9 protein-coding genes are annotated in these 18853 nt (G+C 40.7%); 8 read left to right on the forward strand and 1 reads right to left on the reverse strand.

What is annotated here, in order from left to right:
• Positions 1-37: 37 nt before the first annotated feature.
• A complete protein-coding gene (locus P2W73_RS03120; RefSeq protein ID WP_276500526.1) occupies positions 38-1396 on the reverse strand; it encodes a sigma-54-dependent transcriptional regulator in 1359 nt (452 codons plus the stop codon).
• Positions 1397-1857: 461 nt separating this feature from the next.
• Between P2W73_RS03120 and P2W73_RS03125 the strand changes: the two genes are divergently transcribed.
• The 8 genes from P2W73_RS03125 (at position 1858) to P2W73_RS03160 (ending at position 18816) form a co-directional block, all read left to right on the forward strand.
• On the forward strand, positions 1858-3114 hold the full coding sequence (locus P2W73_RS03125) for an efflux RND transporter periplasmic adaptor subunit (protein ID WP_276500527.1): 1257 nt from the start codon (positions 1858-1860) through the stop codon (positions 3112-3114).
• Between the two features lie 326 nt (positions 3115-3440).
• On the forward strand, positions 3441-4118 hold the full coding sequence (locus P2W73_RS03130; RefSeq protein ID WP_276500528.1) for an ABC transporter ATP-binding protein: 678 nt from the start codon (positions 3441-3443) through the stop codon (positions 4116-4118).
• Between the two features lie 35 nt (positions 4119-4153).
• A complete protein-coding gene (locus P2W73_RS03135) occupies positions 4154-6568 on the forward strand; it encodes an ABC transporter permease (RefSeq protein ID WP_276500529.1) in 2415 nt (804 codons plus the stop codon).
• A 26-nt stretch (positions 6569-6594) separates the two neighbouring features.
• Positions 6595-8988, forward strand: a complete 2394-nt coding sequence (locus tag P2W73_RS03140; RefSeq protein WP_276500530.1) for an ABC transporter permease — start codon at positions 6595-6597, stop codon at positions 8986-8988.
• Positions 8989-9070: 82 nt separating this feature from the next.
• Positions 9071-11434 carry an ABC transporter permease gene (locus P2W73_RS03145; protein WP_276500531.1) on the forward strand — a complete coding sequence of 788 codons (2364 nt, stop codon included), beginning with the start codon at positions 9071-9073 and terminating at the stop codon, positions 11432-11434.
• A 146-nt stretch (positions 11435-11580) separates the two neighbouring features.
• Complete coding sequence (locus P2W73_RS03150; RefSeq protein ID WP_276500532.1) at positions 11581-13965, forward strand: ABC transporter permease; 2385 nt, start codon at positions 11581-11583, stop codon at positions 13963-13965.
• A gap of 10 nt (positions 13966-13975) precedes the next feature.
• Complete coding sequence (locus tag P2W73_RS03155) at positions 13976-16360, forward strand: ABC transporter permease (RefSeq protein WP_276500533.1); 2385 nt, start codon at positions 13976-13978, stop codon at positions 16358-16360.
• A gap of 59 nt (positions 16361-16419) precedes the next feature.
• Positions 16420-18816: an ABC transporter permease gene (locus P2W73_RS03160; protein WP_276500534.1), complete on the forward strand. Its 2397-nt coding sequence runs from the start codon at positions 16420-16422 to the stop codon at positions 18814-18816.
• The last annotated feature ends 37 nt before the right edge of the window (positions 18817-18853 follow it).

Here is an 18853-nt window from a genome sequence, read left to right on the forward strand (position 1 = left end):
TAACTGCCAACCGTCAACTGTCAACCGTCAACTTCTCTCATATATCATACTTACTTAATCTTCTATATAACGCAGTCCTTGTCAAGCCCAGTTCCTTTGCCGCCCGGGTAATATTTCCATTGTGTTTTTCAATCACTTTCAGGATGGTGTTTTTTTCGACATCGCTCAGTTTTGTAGCTTCATCTTCGGTGTTGGCAACAACGTTGGATTCAATAGGGGAAAAGAGCAGGTCCTTGGCCTCCAGCACATCTGAATCGGCCATGATCACAGCCCTTTCGATAATGTATTGCAACTCTCTTACGTTTCCGGGATAGTGGTGCTGCGTCAATTTTTCCATGGCCTTGGTATCAAGCTCCAATTTCGGCTTCAGGTATTTATTGCAATAGAGTTTGGTAAAGTATCTCGCCAGCAAAATAATATCATTTCCTCTTTTGCGCAGCGGGGGTACGGTAATCTCTACCGTATTGATCCGGTAAATAAGATCCTTGCGGAAACGGGTTTCGTTGGCCAACTCACTTAATGGAACATTAGTGGCGCAAATCAACCGAATATCAATTGGCGTAGGTTCATTGCTGCCCAATCTTATCACTTGCCTGTTTTGCAATACGCTTAATAATTTCGCTTGCAGGTGCAGCGGTATATTGCCGATTTCATCTAAAAACAATGTACCGGTGTTGGCGGCTTCAAATCTGCCGGTGCGATCTTCCCTTGCGTCGGTAAAAGCTCCTTTTTTGTAGCCGAACAATTCGCTTTCAAATAATGATTCGGTTAGAGCCCCCACATCCACTTTCACATAAGGTTTGGAAGCCCGAAGCGATTGTTGGTGGATGGCTTTTGCAATCAAGTCTTTACCCGTTCCATTTTCACCCAATATCAGGATGTTAGCATCGGTAGGTGCTATCTTTTCAATCTTATAAAAGATCTGTTGCATCGCTTCGGATTCACCTAGTAGTTCTTTTCCTATAATCGAGTCGGTATTCGTAAGCGTCAATCCATTTGTCTTACCGCCTTTTCTTTTTAAAATCTCTTTAATGGTTGACATCAATTTTTCATTGTGCCAGGGTTTTACCACAAAGTCAGCCGCTCCTTCTTTCAATGAGCGAACGGCAAGGTCAATGTCACCATAGGCTGTAATCATGATAATAGCAGCATCCGGGCGAAGCTTTTTAATTTCCTTTAGCCAAAACAACCCTTCATTGCCGGTATTGATGGAGCTGGTAAAATTCATATCCAGTAGAATCACATCATAATTGTCCTTTGACAAATGCCAGCGGATATTCTCCGGGTTCTTTTCCGTAACTACATCTTTTACTTCATTTTTTAATAATAGTCTTACCGCAGTCAATACGTCGGTATCGTCGTCAATGATCAGGATGGAGGCGTTCTTTAAATTCATTTGTCTGAACCGGGATTTTTGGGATTTTATGGATTTGTGGGATACTGTTTTTTCGTAATGCTTTTTTGGTGTGACTAAATTTTATCAAACCACAAAACAATTCTTTTTTATACGACTCCAAAAATAGGAGAGTCTGCAGCCAATTTCTTCAAAATCATTTTAATCTTATTAATCATGGTTCAGACTGCTTTAACTATACCATAAATGCAAAGTGCTGGCAACGAAATTTTTAGAAAAAGAGTGTTACAGACAGTGTATCAAAACCGGACAGTTGTTGTATCGGAAGTGAACGTCCTTACCGTCGTTCAAATTTATAACTAATTACAAATCATATGTTTTAGGAGTTGGCATATTTATCATATAGGAGTAATAGCAATCCAGAAAAAAAACAGGCTGTAACCAAAATTATTGTACCGCCGTTTAAAAATGGACAGTTTCGAAATCATTAAAGCTTACACAAAGTGGATAGAGTAGTTGAAAAAAAGAGATGGACTAAAAAACGGATATTAACCATTAGCGGGGTAGTCGGTATAGCCGCACTGGCATTCGCCAGTTATTACTTTACATCCGGCAAAAGCAGGTTGAATGTTGATACCGAAAGATTAACTGTCAGTGAAGTAAAATCAGGCCCCTTCCAGGAAACTATTCCGGTAAACGGTATCGTTCTTCCCATCACTTCCATTTACCTGGATGCCGTTGAAGGCGGACGGGTGGAGGAAAAATATGTTGACGATGGAGCTGTGATGAAAAAAGGTGAGCCCATACTCCGTTTATCCAACACGGATCTCGAACTGAGCTTGGTAAACCAGGAAACTTCGGTTTATAACCTGCTTACGCAAATGCAGATTTCCCAAAATGCGGCCCGCCAGAATACTATTGGTAAACTAAACCAGGGCACGGACGTGGAGAGTGAATTAAAAGAAGCTGAACGCATTTATACACTGAATAAAAAACTCTACGATCAAAAAGTGATCGGTTTGCAAGAGTTCAAACAATCAGAGAACAACTACAATTACCAGCTGGAGAAAAAGAAATTAACTGACCAGGTATTGAAGCAGGATTCTATTTCTGTAAAACAGGAACTAAACCAGGGCAGGCTATCCTACGAACGTACACAAAATGCTCTGAATGTTATGCGCAAAAAAGTCGGTGACCTGATCGTAAGGGCGCCTGTCGATGGGCAGTTGACTTCATTGGATGCTGAAATAGGTCAATCAAAAAATAAAGGTGAAAGACTGGGACAGATAGATGTCCTGAGTGGATTTAAAGTAAGAGTGGATATTGATGAGCATTATATCTCCCGCATCTACACCGGTTTGATGGGTTCATTCACCCTGGCTGGGAAAGATTATAAACTTAAGATCAAGAAAGTATATACGCAGGTGACCAACGGCCGCTTCCAGGTCGATATGGAGTTTGACGGAGAAGTACCCCAGGGGATTCGCCGCGGGCAAACACTGCAAATACGACTGGCTTTTAGTGATGAAGTGCAGGCAGTACAGGTAGCCAAAGGCGGCTTCTATCAACAAACGGGTGGTAATTGGATATTTAAATTGAGTGACGATGGAAAAACGGCTTACAAAGTTGACATCCAGTTGGGCCGTCAAAACCCTGATTACTATGAAGTGTTGCAGGGATTAAAACCCGGTGACAAGGTTGTTACTTCCAGTTATGAAAATTATGGCAATATGCAGGAACTGGTGTTAAAGGCCCCCTAAATCCCCCGAAGGGGGACTTGATGCAAAATCTTATTTTAAAAGAATCAAAGACCATTAACCATAAACCTTAGACCATTAACCATTAAACCCTTATCAATGAAACGGAAAATTATTTATGTCACGGCTATCATCTGCTGCATGAGTTTGTTTTCATCAGCAAGGCAAATGGCAATTGGAACTTCCGTGGAGTGCAAAAAGCAAGAAGCATCAGACTGCCCAAAAAAGGCAGTGAAAGAACAAAAGAGTTCTTGCCGCAGCCAGCGCCCATTCAATTTTTTTCTTTTCAATATATAACCGGTAAACAATCCAATTTTAAATACGACAGTATGATTAATATTTCTAACCTGGAAAAAATTTATCGCACAGAAGAAGTAGAAACTGTAGCGCTTAATAAGTTGTCCTTTGAAGTAAAAGAAGGAGAATTTGTAGCAGTGATGGGCCCCTCGGGCTGTGGCAAGTCCACCCTGCTGAATATTTTGGGATTGCTGGACGATCCTGATTCAGGAAGTTTTTTATTCAATGGTATTGAAGTAGCCAGGTTCAATGAAAGAAGACGGGCTGACTTGCGCAAACGAAACATTGGATTTGTGTTCCAGAGTTTTAATCTTATTGATGAACTGACCGTATTTGAAAATGTTGAACTACCGCTTATTTACACCGGTGTGAAAACTGGTGACAGGAAAAAAAGGGTAGAGGAAGTGCTGGATAAAATGCAGATCATGCATCGTCGTAATCACTATCCGCAACAACTATCAGGCGGCCAGCAACAAAGGGTAGCGGTTGCCAGGGCCGTTGTTAACAAACCCAAATTGATTTTAGCGGATGAGCCTACCGGTAATCTTGATTCATCCAACGGTAATGATGTCATGCAATTGCTGACCGATTTGAATGAACAAGGAACCACAGTGATAATGGTAACTCACTCCGAACATGATGCAAGGTATAGTCATCGTATTGTTCGCATGCTTGACGGTCAGGTAGTATTGGAAAATATTATGGTGTAAATAACATTAAGAGTCGCTGCGATAAAAGTAAAACGATGATCCGAAATTTTTTTAAAACCGCTATCAGGAATTTGATTCGTAAAAAAGGCTATGCTACCATTAACATTGCAGGCCTGGCAGTAGGTATTGCTGCCTGTTTGTTGTTGTTTTTGATTGTGAGCTATGAATTGAGCTATGATAAATTTCAACCGGAGTATAAAAATATCAGCCGCGTAGTAACACAGGATAAATTTTCCGATGGCATTACCTATAATGCAGGTATACCCGTACCGGCATTGGATGCATTGCGGTTGAAAATGCCGAATGTAGTGTTTGGTAGTATGCATTCGGCATCCGGCAGCCAGGTTACTATTGATGGCGGTAATGAATCAACTTCTTCCAATAAAAAATTTATTGAGGAAAACGGCATCTTTTTTTGCGACCCACAATTCTTTAGCGTATTTAAATACAAATGGCTTGCAGGCAGTGCTAAAGTTTTAAGTGAGCCCAACATGGTGGTGCTGACAAAAAAAATGGCGGAAAAATACTTCACCAATTGGGAAAATGCGGTCGAAAAAATCATTCGTTTAGACAATGTTATTACGCTGAAAGTAGCGGGTATATTGGAAAATGTTCCCGGGAACACCGACTTCCCCCTCGGCGTAATGGCTTCACTGGAGTCGTTAAAAAATGGTGGAGAAAAATATAACTACTATCAATCCTGGAATAACACGTCCAGTAATTTCCAGGTGTATGCATTACTGCCGGCCAATCTCAGACCTTTTGATATCAATCAACAGTTGCAGCAGTTTAATAAGGATAATTATAAAGGAAGATCAAGTTCTGAGCGTTCCAATTTCCTCCAGCCTTTATCAGAACTCCATTTTGACCGGAGGTTTGAAACGTTTGGCGATCATGTTATCAGCAGGTCTTCGTTGAAGATATTATCGCTGGTTGGAGTGTTTATCATCATTATGGCATGTATCAACTTTGTCAACCTGGCAACAGCGCAGGCCGTCGGTCGCTCAAAGGAAGTAGGTATCCGAAAAGTATTGGGCAGCGATCGTAAGCTTTTATTTTTCCAGGTGATGGGCGAAACGGCGCTCGTTGTATTAATAGCAGGAATCGCAGCTTTTGGGATAGCAACATTATGTCTTCCCTTTATAAAACATATCGCTTCCATCAGCGAAGACCTGAGTTTGATCAATCCTGAAACCATTCTTTTCCTGGTTGCTGTACTGGTGGTATGCACCCTGTTTGCAGGTTTGTATCCGGCACTTATTCTTTCTGGTTTCAAACCAGTGCTGGCCTTAAAAAATAATATGACATCTGCAAAGGTGGGTGGTATTTCTTTACGGCGTGGATTGGTGATTACGCAGTTTGCCATCTCGCAAGTGCTCATCATCGGAACCATCGTGGCTGTAAGCCAGATGAATTTTGTCAACAAAGCCGACCTTGGATTTAATAAAGAAGCAGTTCTCATGCTTGCGGGTAGTTCGGATAGTCTCAGCATTGCCAAACTTCCCGCTTTCAAGCAAAAACTATTGCAAACTCCCGGTATACAGTTAGTAAGTTTTAGCAGCGATGCACCTTCTTCTGAAAATACATGGAGCGGCAATTTTGCCTTTGATCACAGGGACGATGAAAAGTTCCAGGTAACCATGAAGTTTGCTGATGAAGATTATTTTAAAACGTATGGACTGCAGTTAGCTGCCGGACGGGTGTATGAGAAGAGTGATTCCATGAAGGAAGTGGTCATCAATGAAACTCTCGTTCAAAAGTTGGGACTTAAGAGTGCCCAGGATGCGGTTGGCAAAGATATCAGGATAGGAAGAAATGCCTGGAAAACTATCAGCGGCGTAGTTAAAGATTTTAAAACAAACTCGCTGCGGGAAAATGTAAAACCTTTATTGATTGGTCAATTCAATAATTACTATACGCTTAGCTCGGTAAAATTGCGTTCAGCCAATATTCAACAGACACAAACTGCTGTTCAAACCTTGTGGAATGAGTTCTTTCCTGAATATGCCTATGCCGGCACGTTTATGGAAGAAAGCATTAATCGTTTCTATGAACAGGAAAATCAATTGTCCTTGTTATATAAAATTTTCGCCTGCCTCGCCATATTGATCTCAAGCCTTGGCTTATACGGACTTGTTTCTTTTATGGCCGTACAAAAAGTAAAAGAAGTAGGAATCAGAAAGGTGCTCGGGGCGTCTGCGGGAAATATTGTGTATTTATTTTCAAAAGAGTTTACCATTCTTATTGCCATCTCATTTTTAATAGCGGCTCCGCTGGCGTATTTCATGATGAAAAACTGGTTGCAGGACTTTGCCTATCGTATTGACCTCGGCATCGGATTTTTTGCATTAGCCATAGTTATCTCGATAGTCATTGCATGGATCACGGTAGGATACAAAGCCATACGGGCAGCTATCGTCAATCCTGTAAAGAGTTTGCGAAGCGAATAACAGCATGCTGATATAAAAATGAAGCCATGATAAAAAACTATTTTAAAATCGCGTGGCGGAATATTTGGCGCAACAGATCTGTAAGCCTGATAAACTTATTTGGCTTATCAATTGCAATGGTTGCTTTTATCTTTATTGTGCTATGGGTACAAAATGAATTAAGCTTTGATAAGTATAACAAAGGGTTTGAAAATATTTACCTGGTGCAAACCTATTCGGTTAAGAAAACAGCGGAAAAAAACGGAATAACTCCGTTGCCGATGGCAGACCTGTTAATGAAAACTCCCGGTATTGAGGCAGCGGCAAGAGTAGTTCCATGGAGAGGAATAATAAATGTTAAGGACAGATTATTTGAACAGAAGGATGCTGTAAATATTGATAGTAGTTGGTTTAGTGTTTTTCAGTATGATATTGTTGCCGGTGATTTGAATACATTCAATAAGAATCCCTTTTCACTTGTTCTTACCGAATCAAAAGCGAAACAATTTTTTGGAAAAGAAAATCCTGTCGGCCAGGTAGTAAAAGTTGATACTGTTTTATACCAGGTCCTGGCTGTTGTTAAGGACAATCCTGTAAACTCAAGTATGCAGTTTGATGTGCTAATACCTATGGCAGCCAGGTTGTCCAATCCAAGGACTTACAAAAATGATAACGGGTGGTCTAATTCGAGTTACCGCTGTTTTGTAAAGCTGCACCCTGCTGCTGATCCTGCAATGGTTTCGCAAAATGTAAGCGCCACGTATCAGCATGAATCAAAGTATGCAGAAGGTTCTGTGGCCTTTCAGCCAATAAGTAAATTGCATTTCGACTCAACGTCAAACGATCCTTTATTTAGGCGCGGAAATTATACGGCAGTTTACGTCTTTACCATTCTTGCAGTATTGTTAGTTTTAACGGCATGCATTAATTATATAAACCTGACTATTGCGAAAGCAAGTACCCGCACAAAAGAAATTAGCGTAAGAAAAATTGTTGGAAGCAGCCGCAAACAACTATTCCTGCAGTTTATGTGCGAATCGTTTCTGTTCAGTTTTATAGCAATAGCGCTGTCAATGTTTTTGCTACAATTTGCGCTACCGTATTTTAATCAATTTGCCGGGAGCCAGTTTCGTATATCAATAGTATCTCCAATTATTTGGAAAATATTTTTTGGAACATTATTGTTTGTTGGTTTACTTAATGGCGTCTACCCAGCCATAACGATGGCTGTCTTTAGCCCAATGGCTTTTTTGAAAGGCGAGTCAATACTAAAGTTTAAAAACGTTTTATTGCGTAAGGGTTTGGTAGTAGTGCAGTTTACAGTTGCTATTGTACTTATTATTGGCACGGTGGTTATTTTTTTACAAATGCGGTTGGCAAGAATGTCTGGCCCTGAATATAACCGTGAACAAATAGTTTCGTTTGATATACCATTTAGTACAATGCGCAAATATGATTATGATGCCGGAAAGGTTTCAAGTCTCACCGGGGCGATAAAAAATGAGTTGCTAAAAAGCAGTTCTATACAGGATGTTGCGTTGTCCGATCAGTCTGTTGAAGATGTTGGTAATTCAACGGGCATTAAAGGCTGGTATTTTAATGGTATTGATACAAGCAGTAATGTTTCTATTAATCGGGTGATTGTTGAACCGGGAATAAAAGATCTGTTCAATTTGCAACTAAAAGAAGGTCGCTGGCTTAAAAAGGATAATTCCGATAAAAAGAATTTTGTATTGAATGAAACAGCGGTTAACATATTGGGGATTAAAACGCCGGTGATAGGACAGCTATTTATAAAAAATGGGGATGATACAGGTAGAATAATTGGTGTTGTAAAGGATTATAATTTTAGCCCATTATACAAAAAGATTGAACCTTTGATTTTTTATGATAACGATGAGTTGAAGCATTCTTTTTTTGTAAAAATTGCTCCGGGAAAAGTTTCAAACGCCATGTTGGCTATTGAGAGCGTATGGAAAAATTTTATTTCGGATGCGCCGTTCAGCTACCAGTTTATGGATGCAGCATTTGATAATCTTTACAAAGATGATTTAAAGGTATCGAAGCTTATATTGGTTTTCAGCTCTCTCTCCATTATCATATCTGTTTTAGGTCTGTTTGGGCTTTCGGCATTTATTGCGGAGCAAAGAAGAAAGGAAATAGGCATCCGAAAGGTATTCGGAGCCAGTGTAAAAGGGATTACTGTATTGCTTACCGCTGGTTATGTAAAATTGGTAGCCTTATCTATTGTTATTGCTTTTCCAACAGCCTGGTGGAGTGCCGGTAAATGGCTGGATAATTTTGTTTATAAAATACAGTTGAGTTGGTGGATATTCTTTTTAGCCGGGACAATTGTTTTAAGCATTGCATTTGTCACTGTTTTTTTACAGACCATCCGCGCCGCCACCGCCAACCCTGTTAAGTCTTTACGAACAGAGTGAGTAAAGATTTAATCCCGGCCGCAGCGTCGGGGTAAAAAGCTTGCGAAGCGAAAAATTGTATGCGGGTTTAAAAACAGAAGTTATGATCAAGAATTACTTAAAAATTGCCTTACGCAATCTTGCAAGAAACAAAGGATTTTCCTTTATAAACATATCTGGTCTTGCCATTGGTATGGCTGCCGCTATTCTCATCCTGTTGTGGATTCAAAATGAAATGAGTTATGACCAGTTTCATGAAAAAAGAGATCGTATCTATGAAGCATGGAATAAAGCGCATTTCAGTGGAAAACTGCAGTGCTGGAACACAACGCCTAAAATACTGGCCAGGACAGTCGAAAAAGACTTGCCTGAAGTAGAGAGAGCGGTGCGGGTTAACTGGCCAAGCAATTATTTGTTTTCAATCGGAGATAAACGATTAACGGTATCCGGTAACATTGTAGACACGGGGTTTTTGCAGATGTTCAGTTTTCCATTGTTGAGAGGCGACGCCAAAACAGCTTTGAACAGTGGGTCGTCTATTTTGCTTACGGAAAAACTGGCCAAAAAACTTTTTGGTGATGAAGATGCGATGGGTAAAACGATCAGGCTGGACAATAAGGATAATTTTACTGTTACCGGCATCCTCAAAGATCTTCCTAATAATACAAGATTTAAATTCGAATACCTTCTGCCCTGGGATTACATGGTGAGATCGGGCGGTGATGACAGTATCTGGGGTAACAATTCTACCCGCAGTTATGTTTTGCTGAAAGAAAATGCGAGCCTCGCTGCTGCTAATGCAAAAATGAAGGTGTTGAAACCCCGCTATGATAAAGATGAAGATCCAACCTGGGAAATGTTTTTATATCCCGCCAGCCGCTGGCGTTTATATTCCAGCTTTACGAATGGCGTTGAAGATGGTGGGCTGATAGAGTTTGTGCGGTTGTTTGGAATTATTGCTTTATTTATCCTGTTGATCGCTTGCATCAACTTCATGAATTTAAGCACCGCCCGCAGTGAGAAAAGAGCCAAGGAAGTAGGTATCCGGAAGGTAGTAGGGGCGCAGAAAAGATCGTTGGTCGCCCAGTTTATCGGCGAATCGATCCTGCTCTCGTTTATTGCCGCCGTTTTTGCCGTTATTATCGTGCAACTTGCTTTGCCGGCCTTTGGTCGCCTGACTGATAAAAAGCTTTTCATTGATTATGCCGATCCAATGTTTTGGCTGGGGAGCATAGGGTTTGTATTATTTACTGGCTTAATTGCAGGTAGCTATCCTGCCTTTTTTCTTTCTTCTTTCAATCCATCCAAAGTTTTGAAAGGTACATTCAAAGCAGCCAATGCGCTGATCACACCAAGAAAACTGCTCGTTGTGCTGCAGTTCACTTTTGCGATCATCCTGATTATTTGTACTGCTATTGTAAAGCAACAGATCGATCATGCCCGCAACAGGGAAAGTGGTTATGTAAGAGACAATCTCGTTTATCATTTTCTGACAGGCGACCTGGAAAAGAAATATGATCTTGTTAAAAATGAATTACTGTCGACAGGTGTTGCAAAATCGGTGACCAAGACCAGTGCGCCTATTACCCAGGGGTGGAGCGATAGCTGGGGTTTTCAATGGGAAGGTAAGGACCTCAATGATAAAACTGACTTTGACAGGTATTGTGCGGATGATAATATTACTGCAACCATGGGGTTGACATTGGTGAAAGGTCGTGACTTTAACCTGAAGGAATTTCCGACTGATTCAGCCGGGATGATCGTTAATGAAAGTGCGGCAAAGGTCATCAACTTTAAAGACCCGCTCGGCCAGATCGTAAAAGACGGCGATAAGAAATATCATATCATCGGGGTGATAAAGGATTTCATCCTGCAATCTCCTTACTATCCAACCAAACCAATGCTGATCACCGGAGCGCAGGGATGGTTCAATGTTATTCATTTTAAATTGAACGGCGCTAATAATACTACAGATAATTTGAAAAAAGCGGAAGCCATATTCAAAAAGTATAATCCTGAATATCCTTTTGAATACAAATTCATAGATGAAGAATATGCTGCGAAGTTTAAGGCAGAGGAGAGAACAGGTACACTGGCGGCCTTGTTTGCGGGACTGACAATATTCATTTCCTGTCTCGGGCTTTTCGGCCTGGCTACATATATGGCGGAAAATCGCATCAAGGAAATCGGTGTTCGCAAAGTATTAGGAGCTTCTGTTACCGGCATCACCGCGTTGTTGTCCAGAGATTTTTTAAAGCTGGTGATGATCTCATTCCTGATTGCAAGCCCGGTTGCATGGTGGATGATGCATCAATGGCTGCAGGATTATCCCTATCATGTAAGCATCCAGTGGCAGGTGTTTGCTTTCGCCGGGTTTTTATCCTTGCTGATTTCCGTTATAACAGTAAGTTATCAGTCCATTAAGGCAGCCGTCGCCAACCCGGTTAAATCGTTACGAACCGAGTAGGTCCAGATCGATGCGTCGGGGCAGAGTGAGTAAGGATTTAATGATCGGAAGCAGTATCAAGCCAGGCCAACTCGTTGCGTAGCGAGTAGCTTGTTCACATGAAGAAACCAGCGTTAAAAGTTTGACGAACAAATAAAGTATTTGTTATGATAAAGAACTATTTAAAAATCGCCTGGCGAAACATCACTAAGAACAAGTTTTCTTCATTTATTAATATGGGAGGACTTTCCATTGGTATGGCAGTGACGCTACTCATTGGTTTATGGATTTATGATGAAGTGTCTTTTGATAAGTACCATAAAAATTATCACCAGATTGCCCAGGTATTACAGAATGTAACAAATAACGGTGAGGTGCAAACTGTGCCTACATTGCCTTATCCATTGGCCAGTAAGCTTAGTACGAATTATAGCAACGATTTTAAAGCGTTGGCGATGTCTGGTGGAGGAGGCGATCATATTTTATCATTGGGTGACAAAAAGTTGACAAAAAAAGGAAGCTTTTTTGAACAACAGATGCCGGAAATATTAACGCTGAAAATGATAAGAGGCGAATGGAATGGTTTGAAAGAACCGTCATCAATTCTGTTATCTCAATCAACAGCAAAATCTTTTTTTGGGAATGCTGACCCTATGAACCAGGTGATGAAAATCGATAATAAGCTGGATGTAAAAGTTACTGGTGTATATGAAGACATTCCTTACAATGCCACATTAACGGATATAAGTTTTATGGCGCCCTGGGATCTGTATTTCAACAATACTGAATGGATAAAAACAGCTTCGGATCCATGGAGGCCAAATGCCTTCCAGATTTTTGTGCAGTTGGCTGACAATGCAGATATACAAAATGTTTCAACAAAGATCAAAGATGAGAAGCTGAAAAATGTGAATGAGCAGCTTGCTAAAAAGAAGCCACAGCTTTTTTTGCACCCTATGAGCAAGTGGCATTTGTATTCCGACTTTAAGAATGGGGTAAATGCAGGTGGAAAAATTAAATATGTGTGGATGTTTGGTATCATTGGCCTGTTCGTGCTTTTACTGGCTTGTATCAATTTCATGAACTTAAGTACCGCACGTTCGGAGAAAAGAGCTAAGGAAGTTGGAATTCGCAAAGCAGTTGGTTCTTTGAGAAGACAATTGGTTGGCCAATTTTTTAGCGAATCAATATTGATAACCATTCTTTCTTTTTTGTTTTCGATAGTGCTGGTGCAGCTTTTGCTTTCTTTTTTCAATGAAGTAGCCGATAAAAAAATGTTTATCCCATGGAGCAATCCTTTGTTCTGGGCGACAGGTTTTGTATTTAGTCTCATTGCAGGTGTGATAGCAGGCAGCTACCCGGCCTTTTATCTTTCTTCATTTCACCCGGTTAAAATAGTGAAAGGAACTTTTAAAGTAGGGCGGTGGGCTTCAGCGCCACGCAAAATATTAGTGGTATTACAATTCACTGTTTCTGTGGCCATGATCATTGGAACAATTGTGGTATTCAGGCAGATACAGTTTTCCAAAGATCGTTCCATAGGTTACGATAGTAATGGATTGATCACCATTCCAATGGTGACGGAAGATATTCACAAGCATTTTAATGCAGTTGAAAAAGAACTGGTGGAATCCGGTGCTGTATTGTCAATGGCAGAAACAGGAAATCCAACAACCGAGATATGGGGAACCAGTAGTGGCTTTGAGTGGAAAGGGAAAGATCCCAATCTGTCTGTTGACTTTCCGAGAATTGATGTCTCCTATGATTACGGTAAAACGATTGATTGGAAATTTAAAGAAGGTCGTGACTTTTCAAAAGATTTTGCATCAGATTCTTCTGCACTTATACTTAATGAGACCGCTGTAAATTTTATGGGCTTGCAAAGCCCGATTGGTGAAACGATCAAATGGTTTGGAGAACCTTACACAGTGATTGGCGTAGTGAAAGATATGATCATGCAATCTCCTTACGAGCAGGTAAAGCCTTCTGTTTATCGTTTATACACGGAGGCTCAGAATTTTGTTATCATAAAAATAAATCCTGCTATTAGTGCCAGAGCAGCCTTAGAAAAAAGCGAAAAAATATTTAAAAAATTCAACCCTGCTCAGCCATTTGAATACAAGTTTGTAGATGAAGAATACGCAAAAAAATTTGGTAATGAGGAGCGTATTGGTAAGCTGGCAGGCTTCTTTGCTATACTGGCTATTTTCATAAGCTGCCTTGGTTTGTTTGGTATGGCATCTTTTATGGCCGAGCAACGTACAAAAGAAATAGGCGTGAGAAAAGTATTGGGTGCCTCTGTCTTCAATGTATGGAAGTTGTTGTCAAAAGAATTTGTCCTGTTGGTTTTGGTTGCTTTATTCATTGGAATTCCGTTGGCCTGGTATTTCATGCATAACTGGTTGGAAAATTATCAATACCGTACGGAAATTTCCTGGTGGATACTTGCTGTAGCGGCATGTGGTTCGTTGGCAATAACCATTTTAACGGTAAGCTTCCAGGCAATAAAGGCAGCTATTAAAAACCCGGTGAGATCATTAAGAACTGAATAAAAATATTGCTATGATAAAAAGTTATTTCAAAACAGCCTGGAGAAATTTAATTAAAAACAAAGGATACAGCGCTATTAATATTGGAGGTCTTGCTGTTGGTATGGCTGTGGCAATGTTAATTGGCTTATGGGTATACGATGAGCTATCATTTGACAAATACCATAAGAATTACGACCGCATTGCGCAGGTTATGCAGCGTGTAAACTTTAATGGCAAATTAGAAACACAGGTTGCCAATCCTGCTTTAATGGGCCCTGAATTGCGGAATAAATACGGGGACAATTTTAAGTATGTTGTACAAACATCATGGCCGGGCGGCCATTTACTTTCCGTTGGAAATAAACAGATCTCTAAAGTTGGAATCTTTTTTGAGCCGGATGCCCCCGGGATGTTGTCGCTTAAGATGCTTAAAGGAACAAGAGCAGGACTGAAAGACCCTTATTCCATCATGCTTTCAGCATCTGCTGCCGAATCCATCTTCGGTAAAGAAGATCCAATCAATAAAGTAATAAAATTAGACAGAATCTCTGATGTAAAGGTTACCGGCGTTTACGAGGATTTGCCTGGTAACACTTCTTTCAGGGACTTAAAAATTATGATGCCATGGGAACTGTGGTTAATTCAAAATCCATGGACCAAACAAATGGATCAACCCTGGGGAAGTAATTTCTCCCAAACATTTGTACAGATCGCAGACAATGCCGATATGGGAAAAGTTTCTGCGAAAATCAAGAACGCCAAATTGAATAATGTAAGCAAGGAAGAAGTAAAATATCAATGGGCTGTTTTTCTGCACCCCATGCGCAAATGGAACTTGTATAGTGAGTTTAAAAATGGAGTCAATACGGGGGGAAACATTCAATATGTATGGTTATTTGGTATCATTGGCATTTTTGTGCTACTGCTGGCCTGTATTAATTTCATGAATCTTACTACTGCCCGAAGTGAAAAGCGGGCCAGGGAAGTAGGTATCCGCAAAGCGATAGGTTCATTGCGCTGGCAATTGATAAAACAGTTTTTTGCGGAATCTTATTTAATAGTGTTGCTGGCGTTTGTATTTTCTTTGATTTTAGTGGCGCTATTACTTCCTTTGTTTAATGAAATAGCAGGCAAAAAAATCGGAATTCCCTGGCAGAGCCCGGTGTTTTGGCTTTTCAATCTTGTATTTATCCTGGTAACAGGGTTGCTTTCCGGCAGCTATCCCGCCCTTTATCTTTCTTCGTTTCAACCATTGAAAGTGCTGAAAGGAACATTTCGTGTGGGCAAGTTCGCCTCAATTCCCCGCAAAGTTTTGGTAGTAACACAGTTTACTGTTTCGGTAATGCTGATCATTGGAACTATCATCGTTTACCAGCAAATCCAGCATGCTAAAAACCGGCCCATTGGTTATACCCGTAATGGTTTGATCAATCTCGGTATGCAACCTGAAATAAGAAAACATTTCGATGCTATTAGAGCCGAGTTAAAAAATTCAGGCGGCATTGAAGAGATGGCAGCTTCCAATAGCCCTTTAACAGGGGTGTGGAATACGAATGGTGGTTTTGATTGGGAAGGTAAAGATCCTAACATGGCGGTTGATTTCCCCAACAATAAGGTATCGTATGAGTTTGGAAAAACAGTGCAATGGAAAATCAAAGACGGCCGTGATTTCTCAAGAGAGTTCGCAACCGATTCTGCGGCTTTTATCATTAATGAATCGGCAGCTAAATTTTTAGGGTTTGAAAACCCCGTTGGTAAAATGCTAAAATGGGATGGGCAACCTTTTACCATCATTGGTATTGTTAGCGATATTATGCAGGAGTCGCCGTTTTACCCGGTTCGGCCCACATTATATCATACAAGTGATTATGACGGTATGTTTAACGTGATATTGAAACTGGGCCCGCAGCAAAATGTCAAACAATCATTGAGCAGTATTGAAAAGGTTTGGAAAAAATATACACCTAATGTACCGTTTGATTACAAATTTGTAGACGAAGAATTTGGAAACAAGTTCAGAGCGGAAGAACGTATCGGAAAACTCTCTTCTTATTTTGCTATACTCGCCGTTTTGATTTCCTGTTTGGGTTTGTTTGGTATGGCAAGTTTTGTTGCGGAACAGAGGACAAAGGAAATTGGCATTCGCAAAGTGCTTGGCGCCAGCGTTGTTAATTTATGGCGTTTGCTTTCAATTGAGTTTTTTGTGTTGGTTCTTCTTTCCTGCATCATAGCTGCACCGATAGCGTGGTATTATTTGACCGGCTGGCTTACTAACTACGATTACAGGGTTGAAATAAAATGGCATGTATTTGTACTGGCTGCATTAGCTGCGCTTATGATTACTTTATTAACGGTGAGTTTCCAGGCAATTAAAGCCGCCATTGCTAATCCGGTGAAGAGTTTGAGAACGGAGTAGTCAGGAGTTCGGAATTGGGAGTCGGAAGTCATGAACATTATAAAATAACCTTTAACGATATGATCAAAAACTATTTCAAAATCGCCTGGCGCAACATGGTAAGGAGCAAGGGCTATAGCGCCATTAATATCGGTGGGCTCGCCGTAGGTATGGCGGTAGCCATGCTGATTGCATTTTGGATCTATGATGAGCTGAATTTTAATAAATATCATAAGAATTATGATCGTATAGCGCAGGTGATGCAGCACCAGACCTTCAATGGAACGAAAGTGACCGGGACTGCTATACCATTTCCATTGACGGCCGCCATACAAAGTAAATATGGAAACGATTTCAAATACCTGGTGATGTCCTCGTGGCAGGGCGACAAAAGCTTATCTGCGGGTGATAAGAAATTAAGAGTGGAGGGCAATTTTATGGGGGCCGATGTTGCCCGGATGTTGACATTGAATATGATAAAAGGTAGTTATGATGCATTAAAAGATCCTCATTCCATCATTCTTTCCGCGTCAACAGCAAAGGCGCTGTTTGGTAATGAAGAAGCGATGAATAAGCTGGTGAAAATTTCAAACACCCTTGATGTAAAAGTTACGGGTGTATATGCAGATCTTCCCCACGACACCCGATTCAGCGAACTTCATTTCATTGCTCCCTGGGATTTGTTTGTGTCGTCTGAAAAATGGGTGCAGGACACCCGCGATCAAAACCAATGGGGTAATAATTCATTCCAGCTTTTTGCGCAGGTGGCAGATAATGTGGACATCAATAAATTAAACGCAAAGATTATTCATGTAAAGCAAGATCAGTTGCCGGCTGAGGAAAAGAAGTTCAAAGCTGAGATATTCCTTAATTCCATGGCCCATTGGCACCTGCGTTCCAATTGGGAAGAGGGAATAAGAACCGGCGGACCGATCCAGTATGTTTGGATGTTTGGAATTGTAGGGATCTTTGTATTGCTACTCGCTTGTATCAATTTTATGAACCTGGCCACCGCACGTTCGGAAAAAAGAGCGAGAGAAGTAGGTATCCGCAAAGCTGTTGGTTCCGTACGCTGGCAAATCATCAAACAATTTTTTGGGGAATCATTGCTCGTAGTGTTATTGGCATTTTTAGTCGCTTGCCTGGTTGTTTGTTTATCATTACCCTGGTTCAACCAGGTTACTTCCAAGGAAATGACCTTCCCCTTTGATGAAACTTTTTTTTGGATAATGAGCCTGGCATTTGTTTTTCTCACAGCCCTGTTGGCTGGAAGTTATCCGGCGTTTTATTTATCATCGTTCAACCCGGTAAAAGTTTTAAAAGGCACATTCAGAGTAGGGCGTTTTGCATCCGTACCCAGAAAGGTGCTGGTGGTATTGCAGTTTACAGTTTCCGTTGCACTGATCATCGGAACTATTCTTGTATACAGGCAAATGCAACATACAAAAAACAGGCCTTTAGGGTATGACAATAAAGGAGTGATCATGATACCGATGAGTTCGCCTGATTTCTTTGGTAAGTATGATCAGCTTCGAAATGAGTTAAAAGGAAAAGGGATTGTTATTGAAATGGCAGAGTCTTCAAGTCCTTTGACACAAATATGGAGCAACTGGGGTGGTTTTACCTGGCCCGGTAAAGATCCGAATACCGATGCTGATTTTTCTGCTATTTGGGTAACGCATGAATATGGAAAAACAGTGGGATGGCAGTTTACAAAGGGCCGCGATTTTTCCCGGGATTTTTCGACAGACTCAGCAGGGTTAGTGATTAATGAAGCAGCGGTGAAATTCATGAACCTTAAGGACCCTGTAGGAACAGTGGTGGAAAACGAACGGAACAAGGAAAAATACACAATTGTAGGAGTGGTAAAGGATATGCTGATGGAATCACCTTATGACCCCATACGACAGGCATTTTATTTTTTAAATTACAACAGGTCCAACTGGATCTTTTTAAAACTCGATCCGGCAAAGCCAGTAAAAACTTCACTTGCAGCAATAGAAGCTGTTTTCAAAAAACAAATTCCCGCTGCTCCTTTCGATTACAAGTTTGCCGACGAAGCTTATGGCGAAAAGTTTAAAAGTGAAGAGCGGCTAAGTAAGCTGACTGCTTTCTTTGCTATACTGGCCATATTCATTTCTTGCCTGGGTCTTTTTGGTTTAGCATCCTTCGTTGCGGAACAACGTACCAAAGAGATTGGTATAAGAAAAGTGATAGGTGCATCGGTATTTAATCTTTGGAAATTGTTATCCAAGGAATTTTTCTTGTTAGTAATTATCTCCTGTTGTATAGCTGTGCCCGTCGCGTATTATTATATGAATGAATGGTTGCATAACTATAGATACCGTACCGATATTACCTGGCACGTGTTTGCGCTGGCAATAGGAGGTGCGTTAGTAATTACCTTATTAACGGTAAGCTTCCAGGCGATCAAAGCGGCTATTACCAATCCTGTTAAATCATTGCGAACGGAATAAAATGGTTAAATGGTTTTATTGTAACCGTCAAGCTATC

The sequence above is a fragment of the Terrimonas pollutisoli genome, from assembly GCF_029360765.1.
Taxonomy (GTDB): domain Bacteria; phylum Bacteroidota; class Bacteroidia; order Chitinophagales; family Chitinophagaceae; genus Terrimonas_B; species Terrimonas_B pollutisoli.